Source organism: Caballeronia sp. KNU42, from assembly GCF_053760385.1.
Window position 1 is genome coordinate 2,806,913 of sequence record NZ_CM132388.1, and the last position, 13,085, is coordinate 2,819,997.

Annotated in this window: 11 protein-coding genes and 1 riboswitch; of the genes, 1 reads left to right on the plus strand and 10 read right to left on the minus strand. The window is 60.4% G+C overall.

Annotation, left to right across the window (positions count from 1 at the left end):
* Positions 1-10: 10 nt before the first annotated feature.
* The 9 genes from ACSOSP_RS12615 to ahcY form a co-directional block, all read right to left on the minus strand.
* Entirely contained in the window at positions 11-1,096 is a 1,086-nt protein-coding gene (locus ACSOSP_RS12615; protein WP_455307083.1) for a TraB/GumN family protein, read from the minus strand.
* Positions 1,089-2,093 (minus strand): peptide ABC transporter ATP-binding protein, encoded by a 1,005-nt coding sequence (locus ACSOSP_RS12620; protein WP_455307085.1) that lies wholly within the window; start codon positions 2,091-2,093, stop codon positions 1,089-1,091. The genes ACSOSP_RS12615 and ACSOSP_RS12620 overlap by 8 nt, the downstream gene beginning before the upstream one ends.
* Positions 2,090-3,085 carry an ABC transporter ATP-binding protein gene (locus ACSOSP_RS12625; protein WP_455307087.1) on the minus strand — a complete coding sequence of 332 codons (996 nt, stop codon included), beginning with the start codon at positions 3,083-3,085 and terminating at the stop codon, positions 2,090-2,092. Before ACSOSP_RS12625 ends, ACSOSP_RS12620 begins: the two co-directional genes overlap by 4 nt.
* Positions 3,086-3,087: 2 nt before the next feature.
* Positions 3,088-4,005: an ABC transporter permease subunit gene (locus ACSOSP_RS12630; RefSeq protein ID WP_455307089.1), complete on the minus strand. Its 918-nt coding sequence runs from the start codon at positions 4,003-4,005 to the stop codon at positions 3,088-3,090.
* A 4-nt stretch (positions 4,006-4,009) separates the two neighbouring features.
* A complete protein-coding gene (locus ACSOSP_RS12635; RefSeq protein WP_455307090.1) occupies positions 4,010-5,020 on the minus strand; it encodes an ABC transporter permease subunit in 1,011 nt (336 codons plus the stop codon).
* Between the two features lie 113 nt (positions 5,021-5,133).
* Positions 5,134-6,768, minus strand: a complete 1,635-nt coding sequence (locus ACSOSP_RS12640; protein ID WP_455307092.1) for an ABC transporter substrate-binding protein — start codon at positions 6,766-6,768, stop codon at positions 5,134-5,136.
* A gap of 455 nt (positions 6,769-7,223) precedes the next feature.
* Positions 7,224-8,063: a methylenetetrahydrofolate reductase [NAD(P)H] gene (metF, locus tag ACSOSP_RS12645; RefSeq protein ID WP_455307094.1), complete on the minus strand. Its 840-nt coding sequence runs from the start codon at positions 8,061-8,063 to the stop codon at positions 7,224-7,226.
* Positions 8,064-8,111: 48 nt separating this feature from the next.
* Positions 8,112-8,462 carry a phage holin family protein gene (locus tag ACSOSP_RS12650; protein ID WP_031364155.1) on the minus strand — a complete coding sequence of 117 codons (351 nt, stop codon included), beginning with the start codon at positions 8,460-8,462 and terminating at the stop codon, positions 8,112-8,114.
* A gap of 79 nt (positions 8,463-8,541) precedes the next feature.
* Positions 8,542-9,963, minus strand: coding sequence for an adenosylhomocysteinase (gene ahcY, locus ACSOSP_RS12655; RefSeq protein ID WP_455307096.1), 1,422 nt, complete (start codon positions 9,961-9,963; stop codon positions 8,542-8,544).
* Between the two features lie 33 nt (positions 9,964-9,996).
* Positions 9,997-10,130, minus strand: a riboswitch (S-adenosyl-L-homocysteine riboswitch).
* Between the two features lie 117 nt (positions 10,131-10,247).
* Between ahcY and ACSOSP_RS12660 the strand changes: the two genes are divergently transcribed.
* Complete coding sequence (locus tag ACSOSP_RS12660) at positions 10,248-11,201, plus strand: LysR substrate-binding domain-containing protein (protein WP_455307098.1); 954 nt, start codon at positions 10,248-10,250, stop codon at positions 11,199-11,201.
* A 108-nt stretch (positions 11,202-11,309) separates the two neighbouring features.
* Here ACSOSP_RS12660 and ACSOSP_RS12665 read toward each other — a convergent pair whose 3' ends face one another.
* A complete protein-coding gene (locus tag ACSOSP_RS12665) occupies positions 11,310-13,001 on the minus strand; it encodes an OmpA family protein (RefSeq protein ID WP_455307099.1) in 1,692 nt (563 codons plus the stop codon).
* Between the last annotated feature and the right edge of the window lie 84 nt (positions 13,002-13,085).

Consider the following 13,085-nt stretch of genomic DNA (forward strand, 5'->3'; position numbering starts at 1 on the left):
GGGCGTGGGTTCACGCCGGATCCACCACGAACCCACGCTTCCTAAGCAACGCCAGCACGCCCCGGTTCCCCCCAAGATGCAACGCGCCGATAGCCACGAACACCGGCTTGTTCGGCGCGGCCGTGGCCACCATCCGCGCCGCGAATCGATAATTCCGGTCGATCACCACGCGGTTATCGATCTGCCTTGCAAGCTGCTTCGATCGCGCCAGTTTCTCCGTCTTGGCGTCGTCCCAGGCCTTCAGCGCATCGGCGTCGCCAATCCGCCATAAGCGATGCAGCTCCTTCACATCGGCAACATTCTCGGCGGGCGTCTGCACCAGATCCTGCGCGAGCATTTCCCGCTGCTGCGCCTGCGTGAGCCGCGTGAACGCAGCAATCTGCTCGTTGAGCGTCTCCAGCCCGATCACCCGCCCGCGTGGTCGTAGATACACGTTCTGCAATTGCGTTTCCGTGCCGAACTCGGTTTGAAATCCAGCCTTTAAGGTATCGACGGTTTCAACCAGCATCGACGCAAGCCACGGCCTTGAGCGGCTGATATCGTCGAGCATGGCGGGGTTGCCGTGCATGCGTGTTTCCAGCTTTTTCCACAGCGCATCGGGCAGATATCGCGACAGGCACGGTTCCCGGCACGTACCGTATCGGCTGACTTCATCCTCCGAAACGACCAGGTCGTCGGGCGAGATTTCCAGCGCGAGGATAGGCGATGCGTCGAGCGCACCGAGGATCGGTTTGCGAAATGGCTGACGGGCAGGATAGTCGTCGGCGAAACCGACATGCAGCGTGCCAAGCACGTAGATGGTGACCTGGCCTTTGGTGGCAACGTAGAACGGCATATGCGCCGGCTGAGCCTGCACCGGACCGCTGGCGGTGGTTCCATCGGAGTGGTCCACATCTGGCGGCGCCGGACGCGCGGGGGGCACGCGCAAGCCCGGCAGCGAAGAAGAGGATGTGGGCGGCACCGCGGCGCCCGGCGGCGAGCGCGCGCCGGTCACAGCGATTGCCAGACGCGGCGCCGCGCAAACAACGGCAAGGGCCGCCGCCAGAACAACAGCAAAACGGCGCGCAACCTGCCGCGCCGTTCGCGTTTCAGGCATCCATCTCCCCGACTTCCTCGGCTCGGTGACAGGAGACATGCCGACCATCGACGAAACGCAGCGCCGGTTCTTCCACGCGGCATTTATCGATTGCATACGGGCAGCGCTGATGAAATGTGCAACCTGATGGTGGGTTAAGCGGCGAAGGCATTTCGCCCTGCAGCCGGATCTTGATGCGCCGATCTTCTTCGAACAAGGCAGGCGTCGCCGACATCAACGAGCGCGTGTACGGATGACGCGGCCGTGCGTAGATCGTCGCCTTGTCGCCAAGTTCGGCAACACCGCCAAAATACATCACCATGACGTCATCGGCGATATGTTCCACCACCGACAAGTTATGCGAGATGAACACATAGCTTGTACCGAACTGCTGCTGCAGATCCATGAACAGGTTCAGAATCTGCGCCTGAATGGAAACATCGAGCGCGGACACGGGTTCATCGGCCACCAGGATCTGCGGATCGAGAATCATCGCACGCGCGATGGCGACCCGCTGGCGCTGCCCGCCGGAAAACATGTGCGGATACCGCGCCGCGTGTTCGGGCCGAAGCCCGACCGTGCGCATCATGTGCGCAATACGCTCGGCGCGTTCGCTTGACGACAGCTTCGTGTTGATCGCGAGCGGTTCGCCTAGCGTCTGCTCGACAGTCTTGCGCGGATTCAGCGATGCGAACGGATTCTGGAACACCATCTGCACGCGTTGCCGCAAGTCGGCTACTTTCGCCCGGTTCGCGCCGGCTACGTCCTCGCCATCGATCAGCAAACGTCCCGACGTGGGCGCTTCGATCATCGTCAACTGGCGCGCCAGCGTCGATTTGCCGCAACCGGATTCGCCCACCACGGCAAGCGTCTTGCCGCGTTCGAGCGAAAACGACACACCATTCAACGCCTTCACCGTGCCCTGCTGGAACATGCTGCGCTTGACGCTGTAGTGCCGGGTCAGTTTATCGGCGACGAGAACGGTGTCTTTAGTGAAAGTCTCAGGAACGGCATTCATTGCGCGCCTCCATGATCGGCCACGAGTTCCATGTTCAGCGGCTTGATGCAGCGTGCGCGCACTGCCGGATCGTTCGGGGCGAGTTGAAAGAGCGCCGGCCGCGCCTTGCGGCAATCGTCGACGGCGTAGCTGCAGCGGGGGGCGAACAAACATCCGAGCGGACGGTCATCGCGGCCCGGCACCATGCCCGGCAAGGCCGCGAGACGCTCGGCGCCGCGGCTATGCTCAGGAATCGCGGCGAGCAACGCTTCCGTGTACGGATGATGCGGCTCGCTGAAAATGGTCGGCACGTGATTCGTTTCGATAATCTCGCCCGCGTACATCACGGCCACCCGTTGCGCGACCTCGGACACGACCGCGAGATCGTGCGAGATCAGCACGAGCGCCATGCCGCGTTCCTTCTGCAGCTTGACGAGCAACTCCATGATCTGCGCCTGGATGGTGACGTCGAGTGCGGTGGTGGGTTCATCGGCAATCAGGAGCTTTGGATTGCAGGCGACCGCCATGGCGATCATCACGCGCTGGTTCATGCCGCCGGACATTTGATGCGGGAAGGCATCGATACGGCTCTTCGCATCGGGAATCCCGACTTGATCGAGCAGGTCCAGCGCGCGTTGATGAAGTTTCGATCCTCTGAGGCCTTCGTGCAGTTTGAGGACTTCCTTGATCTGGTAGCCGACGGTATAGCTCGGGTTCAAGCTGGACAGCGCGTCCTGAAAGACCATGGCGATGTCCTTGCCGATAATCTTCCTGCGTTGCGCCGCCGACGCCTTCAACAAATCGACGCCGTTGAACGTGACCTGATCGGCCGTGACAATGCCGGGAGCATCGATCAGGCCCATGAGCGCCATCATCGTGACGCTTTTGCCCGAACCCGATTCGCCGACCACGCCGACCACTTCGCCGGGTTTGACGGATATATCGATTCGATCGACAGCCGGGAGTCCGTTGAAACTCACGGCGAGATTGCGGATGGTTAGGAGATCGTCCATTTTTAGGCCATCCGTTTGAGCTTGGGATCGAGTGCGTCGCGCAGACCATCGCCGAGCAGGTTGATCACCAGTACCGAAATCAGGATGGACAGCCCGGGCATGGTCACGATCCACCAAGCGCTTTCGATGTAATCGCGAGCGGACGCGAGCATCGCGCCCCACTCCGCCGACGGCGGTTGCACGCCAAGGCCGAGAAAGCCGAGCGCGGCGGCATCCAGAATGGCGGACGAAAACCCGAGCGTCGCCTGCACGATCAGCGGCGCGGCGCAATTCGGCAGCACTTGCGAGAACATCAGCCGCACGGTGCCGGCCCCGGCCACGCGCGACGCTGTCACGTATTCGCGCTGCAGTTCTCCCAGCGCGGACGCACGCGTCAAACGCACATAACCCGGCAACGCGACAATCGCGATAGCGAGCATGGTGTTCACCAGCCCCGGTCCGATGATCGCGACCACCGCGACCGCCAGCAGCAGCGAAGGCAGCGCGAGCAGCACGTCCATGATCCGCATGATCGGCGTATCGAGCCACTTTGGGAAAAACGCGGCCGTCAGCCCGAGCACGATGCCGGGAATCAACGCCAGCACCACCGACACGAAGCCGATCCAGAACGACAGCCGCGCGCCGTACATCAGGCGCGAGAGGATGTCGCGGCCGGCTTCATCGGTACCCAGGATGAAATGCCAGTTACCGCCTTCGAGCCACGCGGGCGGGATCTTGACGTTGTCGCGATATTGCTCGATCGGACTATGCGGCGCGATCAACGGCGCAAAGATCGCGATGAACACCAATATCAGCACGATCGCCCCGGCCACGACGGCGCCGCGATTACGTGAGAAATTAGCCCAGAATTCGCGGCCGGCGAGGAACCGGCCACTCGGGACGGGGATCAGCGCCCCGGGATTGTTTTGGATATCGGCCATGGGCTTACCTCGTGTGGCGAATGCGCGGATTCAGCACGCCGTACAACAAGTCGACGACCAGATTCACAAAAATGACGAGCGTCGCAATCATCAGGATACCGCCCTGCACGACGGGATAATCGCGCCGGCTGATGGCATCGATGAGCCATTTGCCCACGCCCGGCCACGAGAACAACGTCTCCGTCAGCACGGCGCCTGCGAGCAGCGTACCGACTTGCAAACCGATCACGGTCACCACGGGAATCAGCGCGTTACGCAGCGCATGCACGATCACCACGCGGCTCGGCGAAAGACCCTTGGCGCGCGCCGTGCGGATGTAATCCTCGCGCAGCACTTCGAGCATCGACGAACGCGTCATGCGCGCAATCACGGCCAGCGGAATGGTGCCCAGCACGATAGTCGGCAGGATCAGGTGACTGACGGCGGATTTGAATGCGCCTTCATCGGTGGAAAAGAGCGCGTCCCACAGCATGAAGCCGGTGCGGTGCGGAATGTCGTATTCCACCGCGATACGGCCTGACACCGGCGTCCAGCCCAGCTTGGCCGAGAAGAACATGATGAGGATCAAGCCCCACCAGAAGATCGGCATGGAGTAACCGGTGAGCGCCGTGCCCATCACGCCGTGATCGACCACCGTGCCGCGCCTCAACGCTGCCACAACGCCTGCCGGCAATCCGATCACCAACGCAAAGATCATTGCGCAGATGGCGAGTTCGAGCGTCGCGGGAAAGCGCGCCAGGAATTCGCCCATCACGCTGGTATTGGTGATGATCGATGAACCGAGATCACCTTTCAGCGCATGTCCAACATAGTGGAAATATTGAACAGGTAACGGCAGGTCGAGCCCGAGCCGCTTCATAGCTTCGGCATGCATTGCCGGGTCCACGCCGCGCTCGCCCATCATGACTTCGATAGGATCGCCCGGGATCAGGTGGATTAACGCGAACGCCAGGATCGTGATGCCGATGAACGTCGGGATCACCATGCCTATGCGCCGCAGAACGAATCGGAACATGGTTCGTCTCTTTGGGGAGGAAAAATGCGACCGGCGACGCGGGCTTGTGACCCTTGTCGCCGGACCTTTTCGACTAGTTATAGTTTTAGTGCATAAAGCGTACCGCGATCAGCTTACTGCACGCCGACGCCGTCGAAACGCAGGTAACCCAGCGGCTCGATCATCATGCCGACAACCTTCTTGCTCGTCGGCTGATACACCGTGGAGTGAGCGATCGGCGAGAACGGCAGCTGGTCAGCGAAGATTTGCTGCGCTTGAATGTAAGCCTGCGTGCGCTGCGCCTGATCCGACGTATTGCGGCCCTTGATCACCAAGTCGTTGAACGGCTTGTAGCACCAGTGCGAGAAGTTGCTGCCGTTGACCGCTTCGCAACCGAGCAGCGTGCCGAGCCAATTGTCCGGATCGCCATTGTCGCCGGTCCAGCCGATCAGCATGGCGTCATGCTCGCCTGCATGGCCGCGCTTGATGTACTCGCCCCATTCATACGTCACGATATTCGCCTTCACGCCAATCTTCGCCCAGTCGGCCTGGATCATCTCGGCCATCAGACGTGCGTTCGGGTTGTACGGACGCTGGACCGGCATGGCCCACAGGTTCATTTCGAAACCGTTCGGGAAACCGGCCTTCGCGAGCAGCGCCTTGGCCGCTGCCGTGTCGTACGCCTGAACCTTCAGGTTCTTGTCATAGGACCATTCGGTCGGCGGAATCGGAGCGGTTGCGGCCTGGCCTGCGCCTTGATACACCGACTCGATGATCGCCTTCTTGTTGATCGCCATGTCCAGCGCGCGGCGTACATCGACGTTGTCGATGTTCTTCTTGGTCGTGTTGTACGCGACGTAGCCTTCGTTGAAGCCCGGCTGCGACGGCGTGTCGAGGTTCGCGTCGGCCTTCAGCGGTGCAATGTCAGCCGGACGCGGATACGCCATCACCTGGCATTCGTTGTTCTTCAGCTTCTGCACGCGCACAGCGGCGTCCGGCGTGATCGAGAAGATCAGCTTCGAGATCTTCACTGCGCCCGGCTTCCAGTAATCAGGATTGCCGTCGAAACGGATGGTCGCGTCTTTCGTGTAGCTGCGGAAAATAAACGGGCCCGTGCCAACCGGCTGCTGGTTGATGTCCGCTGCCTTGCCCGCTTTGAGCAGCTGCTGAGCGTATTCATCCGACTGGATCGACGCATATTCCATCGCCATGTTCTGGATGAACGGCGCGTTGACTTCCTTCAGCGTGAACTTGACCGTGTACGGATCGACTGCTTCGATCTTCGTGATCAGCTTGTCCAGGCCCATGTCCGTGAAGTACGGAAACGATGCCGGGTACGCCTTGCGGAACGGCTGGTTCGGATCGAGCATGCGGTTGAAGGTGAAGAGCACGTCGTCCGCGTTGAAGTCGCGCGTGGGCTTGAAGAACGACGTGGTCTGGAACTTCACGCCATGGCGCAGGTGGAACGTGTAGGTCAGGCCATCCGCCGATACATCCCACTTTTCCGCGAGACCCGGTTCCACTTTCGTGCTGCCGCGCTCGAATTCCACGAGGCGGTTGTAGACCGTGAATGTGTTCGCGGTGAAATCGGTGCCCGTGGTGTATTGCGCGGGATCGAAACCGGCCGGGCTGCCTTCTGAGCAGTAAACGAGCGTTTTGTTGGGGATCGGTGCCGCTTGAGCGACGCTCGCGGTTACAAGCGAGGCCGCGATGGCGGCGCTTAATGCCATCGACAGACGAGCGGCTCGTAACAGGCCAATTTTCTTCATGTTTCCTCCAGGAACGGTGCCGGCTAAAACCAGCGTAGCGCGATATTACTGAGCTTTGCCGGGGGGAACAAGGCGACGAAATTCCCGATGGGAAATAGCGTCTGGGCGTGTATCCGGCGAGCCAGCTATCAGGGTTGAAAAAGCCGTGTTTTCGCTTAACTTCTCCGAGTTAGGGAGGTTTTTAGTCGATGCAGCGCGATTTTCATCGATTCACGCTGCGTCGCCACACTCACGGGCAACGGCAAATTCGGGCGCTACCGTAGCACGAAAGAAATGTAAATTTAAGCTAAAGAGCAGGATTGTTGCGCGCCGAAAACATAAGTCCATCATGTTTCGTTATGCACAATGTTTCAAGGTGATTAAACGAGAGGAAGGGTAAATACGAAAACCGGGAGGGGAGCGCGCGGCGAATGCCGCGCGGGTTAAGCAAAAACATCAGGCTTTATTCAGGCCATTCAGCCTTTGGGCAACGCCAACCGCTCGCAAATCGTCTTGCTCGCCGCCGCCCCGTTCAGCGTATAAAAATGCAGCCCCGGCGCGCCTTCCTTCACCAGCCGTTCGCACAAACCGGTCACGACATCCAGCCCGAACGCGCGAATAGCTTCTCTATCGTCGCCAAAGCTTTCCAGGCGGCGCGCAATCCACTTCGGCACTTCCGCGCCGCACATCTCGGAGAAACGCATCAGCTGCGAGAAGTTCGTGATCGGCATGATGCCCGGCACGATAGGCACATCCACGCCCAGCTTGCGGGCGTCATCGACGAAACGGAAATACGCGTCCGCGTTGAAGAAGTACTGCGTGATCGCCGAGTTCGCGCCCGCCTGCACCTTGCGCACGAAGTTGTCCATATCGGACTTGGGCGAACGCGCCTGCGGGTGATATTCCGGATACGCCGCGACCTCGATGTTGAACCAGTCGCCATGCTCGGCCCGGATAAAACCGACCAGTTCCGATGCGTACCGCAACTCGCCGACTTCGCCCATGCCCGAAGGCAGATCACCGCGTAACGCGACAATATGACGAATGCCATGCTCGCGATACGCGCCGAGAATGGCGCGCAGACTCTCCTTCGATGACCCGATGCACGACAAATGCGGCGCCGCTTCGAGTCCCTGTTTCATCATCTCGACGACAGTATCGAGCGTGCCTTGCTGCGTGGAACCGCCCGCGCCGAACGTCACGGAGACGAACTTCGGGTTGAGCGTCTTGAGCTGCGCGCCGGTTGCGCGCAATTTCTCGATTCCTTCCTGCGTTTTCGGCGGGAAAAACTCGAATGAGAGTTCGATCGGTTTCATGGGAATGAGCTGAACGCGGTTGAACGCGCGCGCAGGACGCGCGTGTTCTTAGAAGTTGCGCTGACCGAGGATCAGCGCCGACAGCAGCCAGGACACGATGCTGTACAGAATCGAGCCGAAGAACGCCGACCAGAAACCCGATACCTCGAAGCCTTTGAGCAACGAAGCGCACAGCCAGAAACACAGCGCATTCACGACGAGGATGAACAACCCGAGCGTGAGAATGGTCACCGGCAGCGTGAGCAGCACCAGCAACGGACGCAGGAACGTATTGATCAGCCCGAGCACGATCGCGACGATCAGCGCGGTGCCGAAACTGCGAATGTGAATCGACGGCACAAGGTAAGTGATGATCAACAGCGCGAGCGCGTTGATCAGCCAGGTCAGCAGCACGGACATCGATGGTCTCCTGGTACTTGGAAAAGGGTCGCGTGCGTGAGTTTGATCAAACCCACGCACGCTTTAGACTAAACCGCTATCAATAACGGTAGTGGTTCGGCTTGAACGGACCCATCTTGTCCACGCTGATGTAGTTCGCCTGATAGTCGGACAACACGGTCAGTTCCGCGCCAATACGGCCCAGATGCAGACGTGCGACCTTTTCATCAAGGTGCTTCGGCAAAACGTAGACCTTGTTTTCGTACTTGTCGCCGTGCACGAACAATTCGATCTGAGCGATCGTCTGGTTCGTGAACGATGCCGACATCACGAACGACGGATGACCCGTCGCGCAACCCAGGTTCACGAGACGCCCTTCAGCCAGCAGGATGACGCGCTTGCCATCGGGGAAAATGATGTGATCGACTTGCGGCTTGATGTTTTCCCACTCGTACTGGCGCGTCGATGCAACGTCGATTTCCGAGTCGAAGTGACCAATATTGCAGACGATAGCGTTGTTGCGCATCGCCTTCATGTGGTCATGGCCGATCACATGGAAATTGCCCGTCGCGGTCACGAAGATGTCGGCCTTGTCGGCGGCATATTCCATGGTGACCACGCGGTAACCTTCCATGGCTGCCTGCAACGCGCAGATCGGGTCGATTTCCGTAACCCATACCGTCGCGCCCAGACCGCGCAGCGATTGCGCACAACCCTTGCCCACATCGCCGTAACCGGCCACGACCGCGATCTTGCCCGCGATCATCACGTCGGTGGCGCGCTTGATGCCGTCCACCAGCGATTCACGGCAGCCATACAGGTTGTCGAACTTCGACTTCGTGACCGAGTCGTTCACGTTGATGGCCGGGAACGGCAGGCGCCCTTCCTTTTCCATCTGGTACAAACGATGCACGCCCGTGGTCGTTTCTTCCGTCACGCCCTGGATGTGCACGAGGCGCTTGGAATACCACGTCGGGTCGATATCGAGGTGAGCGGCGATCGACTTGTACAGCGCGGTTTCTTCTTCGTTTTCCGGTTTGGCAATGACCGAGCGGTCCTTTTCAGCCTTCGAGCCGAGGATCAGCAGCAACGTGGCGTCGCCGCCGTCGTCGAGGATCATGTTGGCGAATTCGCCGTTCGGCCATTCGAAGATGCGGTGGGAGAACTCCCAGTATTCGTCGAGCGATTCGCCCTTGAATGCGAACACCGGCACGCCGCCTTGAGCGATGGCCGAGGCTGCGTGATCCTGCGTCGAGAAAATGTTGCACGATGCCCAGCGGACATCCGCGCCCAGTGCGGTCAGCGTTTCGATCAGCACGCCGGTCTGGATGGTCATGTGCAGCGAACCGGCGATACGCGCGCCCTTCAGCGGCTGCGATACCTTGTATTCCTCACGCGTTTGCATGAGACCGGGCATTTCCGTTTCGGCGATATTGAGTTCCTTGCGGCCCCAGGCAGCAAGCGACATATCGGCGACGACGAAATCTTTGTTGGTGTTTGAATCGAGAACTGCGGCGTTCATCACGCCCTCCTTTCTAAATGGAAATATAGAAATTTGACGTGAGCGCCGTTCGATGCGGTGGTTCAACAAGCGCTTACTGGTCTGAAAGCGCTGGTCACTCCGTCCGATTGAATGCTTCGAGCCTGGCGGCCTTCATGTTGAAAGCCGTCGCAACGCTCCTCGAAGCGAGTTGGGATTGTAGCAAATTGGGATGGAGGGAGCGCGTTTGCGCGTGCTTTGTTTTACCCGCACCCTAATGACTTAAACTTATCAAATGCATTCCAATCTGGAATTCAAGGAACTGTATGGAATTGCGATCGTTGCGATATTTCGTCGAAGTCGTGAAGCAAAAAAGCTTCACCGGCGCGGCGGAGAAAATGTTCGTCACGCAGCCCACCATCAGCAAGATGGTGAAGTCGCTCGAGGACGAAATAGGTTCGCCGCTGCTCCTGCGCGAGAGCCGCCAGATGACGCTCACCGACGCCGGCCAGATCGTCTATCAGCGCGGCCTGGAAGTGCTCGCGGCGCACGCGCAGCTCGAAGCCGAACTCAACGATCTCGGCAAACTCGGGCGCGGCACGCTGACTATCGGCATTCCGCCGATGGGCGGATCGCTGTTCACCCCGGCCATCGCCACATTCAAGAAGCGCTATCCGAAGGTGGAGCTGAAGCTGTTCGAGCGTGGCTCGAAGGCCATCGAGGCGGCGTTGATCGACGGCGAAATGGAACTTGGCGGCGTGCTGCAACCGGTCGATCTCGCCACGTTCGACGTACTGCCGATCAGCCGCCAGCTACTCTGGCTCGTTGCGCCAAAAGGCTCCCGCTGGGATGCCGTGGCGGACGTGGCGCTCGCCGATCTCGCGCAGGAACCGTTCGTGTTCTACGGCGAAAGCCTGGCGTTGTCAGATCTCGTGCTCACCGCCTGCCGCGAAGTGGGGTTCACGCCGATCATCGTGGGGCGTAGCGGCCACTGGGATTTCATGGCGGCGCTGGTGCAGGCGGGTGTCGGTATTGCGTTGCTGCCGGCGCCGTATTGCCGGCGGCTCGATATCAACGCGTTCACCTGCCGGCCGGTGGTTGCGCCGGAGATCCATTGGGACATGGCCGTGGGCTGGCGGCGCAACGGCTATTTGTCGAACGCGGCGCGCGCGTGGCTCGACGTCGTGCGGCAAACACTGCCAGCCAATCTCGGCGATGATTTCCTGCAAGGTCCGGCTGAACGATTTCCGGCGCGCGTGCGCAACGCTCCACCGAGGTAACGCATCACTAAGCATCCAAGCAAAAAACCCCCTGTCCCGCTCGCGCGGGACAGGGGGTTTTGCATTTGCTACGCCGGTACGGAACCGTTGCAGCGTCCGGTCAGTCGATCATTCCTGCACGGCGAAGTCGATCCGGCGGTTAGCGAAACGTCCGCTGGCCGTCGAGTTATCGGCAATCGGGTGCTCATCGCCGAAACCTTGCGCCGTCAGCGAATCAGCGGCAACGCCGTGCTTCACGAGGAACGCGCGCACTGCTTCCGCCCGCTTCTTCGACAACGCCAGATTCGTGCTCGCCGGCCCGACATTGTCCGAATAACCGCCCACGTTCAACTTCACGGTCTTGCCCTTCGCTTCGCACGCCTTCAGCACTTGCGCCGATTTCGCCAGCGCCAGTTGCGCATCTTGCGGCGGCACGTCGGAGCCTGTGCGGAAATTGACGACTTGCAGGTTCAGCACCTTGGCGACATCGGCGGGAGAGCAATCATCGCTCAACGACGAGAACGCGCTCATGAACGATTCCTTCGCGCTTTCGACCGCTTGCTTGACATCGAACGTGCCGATGGTGAAGCCCGCGCCGAACAACGACTTCAGCTTGTCCATCCAGCCATTGCGCACGTCGGCAGCCGACCCGCTCAACTCGATCTTTTCACCCGACAACCTGGCTTCCGCGCCCGGCAATTGCATCAGCGGCAACAGGCCGTCGAGCTTGTCGAGCCAGCTAGCCGGCTTGGTATCCGGATCAACGGTAATGGTCGCGTTCAGATGGTCCGCGCCGAACTTCGCCGTCAATGCGGCGAGCAGCTTGGCCTTCTCTTCTTCGCTGCCGACCGTTGCGTGAATGGTCGGTGCGCCGAGCTTGTCGACGCTGAACGTCAGCAGCGCGTCCTTGGTCGGTGCGGGTGCGGCAGCGGGCGCCGAAGCCGGGGCCGGTTCCGAAGCAACTGCCGAAGCCGCTTCAGCAGCAACCGCCGGCGTCGATGTGACCACCGGCGCTGCGGCGGACGCTGCAACGGGAGCCGCGGCGGGTGCCGGTGCGAGCGGCGTCTGGTTACCGCAGCCACGGCCGAACAGCAATGCGAGCAGCGCAAGAGCGGCGGCGACAGCCAGCCACCACCATTTCTTCGATCCAGCCTTCTCTTCCATCACAATGCGGTCGAGCGACGGGTTGACGGCGGGCGTGGCGCCAGCCGTCGACGGGTGTTCAAGATGCGACGACACCGCTTTCATCTGCGCCGCGACGCCTGCGAGGAAACTGCCCGCGCCGCCCAGACCCAGCGCGCTGGCTACGTCTTCCGTCATGCTTGCCTTCACCATCGGCAACTGATGGCCGAGGAGCGTGGGCAACTGGCCGACATTGCTGCTGGACTTCGTGAAGTAATGCTTTAGCACGCCGAACAATACGGTCGTGACGATGCCGCCCACTGCATGCGTGGCGCCAACCGATACGCCGGTCTTGGCTGCCACCGCGTTGCTGAGCGCGTTCACACGTTCTTCGGATGCGACGCCGCTTGCGAGCCGCGTACCCGACGCGAGCAGCGACTGGAGGCCGTCGCCGTGGACGAGTTGCGGCAGCATATCGACGATATTGGCGTTCGCATCCGGCGACATGATCGTCGAGAACAAGCTGCGCGCGCCTTCAGGCGATGCGGCCTTGTTCATCAGCGACCCGACGAGTGCGGGCGCGATCATGCCGACCACGCGCTTCGCCGCTTCGGGCGCGACGCCCAATTTTGTAGCGAGTTGCTGCAACACGCTTTCGGTCAAAGCGCCCTGTACTAGCTGAATAACATTGATGCTCATTTAAATTGCCTTTTCCTTACTTGCGTGAATTCGCCAACCGCCCACAGTGAGCGAAGCGGATTATAGATTCGGCATTTGGAAAAT

Bases quoted from the DNA above. Each gene is read 5' to 3' on its own strand.
- ACSOSP_RS12615 (WP_455307083.1), bottom strand. From the start codon at position 1,096: ATGCCTGAAACGCGAACGGCGCGGCAGGTTGCGCGCCGTTTTGCTGTT.
- ACSOSP_RS12620 (WP_455307085.1), bottom strand. From the start codon at position 2,093: ATGAATGCCGTTCCTGAGACTTTCACTAAAGACACCGTTCTCGTCGCC.
- ACSOSP_RS12625 (WP_455307087.1), bottom strand. From the start codon at position 3,085: ATGGACGATCTCCTAACCATCCGCAATCTCGCCGTGAGTTTCAACGGA.
- ACSOSP_RS12630 (WP_455307089.1), bottom strand. From the start codon at position 4,005: ATGGCCGATATCCAAAACAATCCCGGGGCGCTGATCCCCGTCCCGAGT.
- ACSOSP_RS12635 (WP_455307090.1), bottom strand. From the start codon at position 5,020: ATGTTCCGATTCGTTCTGCGGCGCATAGGCATGGTGATCCCGACGTTC.
- ACSOSP_RS12640 (WP_455307092.1), bottom strand. From the start codon at position 6,768: ATGAAGAAAATTGGCCTGTTACGAGCCGCTCGTCTGTCGATGGCATTA.
- metF (WP_455307094.1), bottom strand. From the start codon at position 8,063: ATGAAACCGATCGAACTCTCATTCGAGTTTTTCCCGCCGAAAACGCAG.
- ACSOSP_RS12650 (WP_031364155.1), bottom strand. From the start codon at position 8,462: ATGTCCGTGCTGCTGACCTGGCTGATCAACGCGCTCGCGCTGTTGATC.
- ahcY (WP_455307096.1), bottom strand. From the start codon at position 9,963: ATGAACGCCGCAGTTCTCGATTCAAACACCAACAAAGATTTCGTCGTC.
- ACSOSP_RS12660 (WP_455307098.1), top strand. From the start codon at position 10,248: ATGGAATTGCGATCGTTGCGATATTTCGTCGAAGTCGTGAAGCAAAAA.
- ACSOSP_RS12665 (WP_455307099.1), bottom strand. From the start codon at position 13,001: ATGAGCATCAATGTTATTCAGCTAGTACAGGGCGCTTTGACCGAAAGC.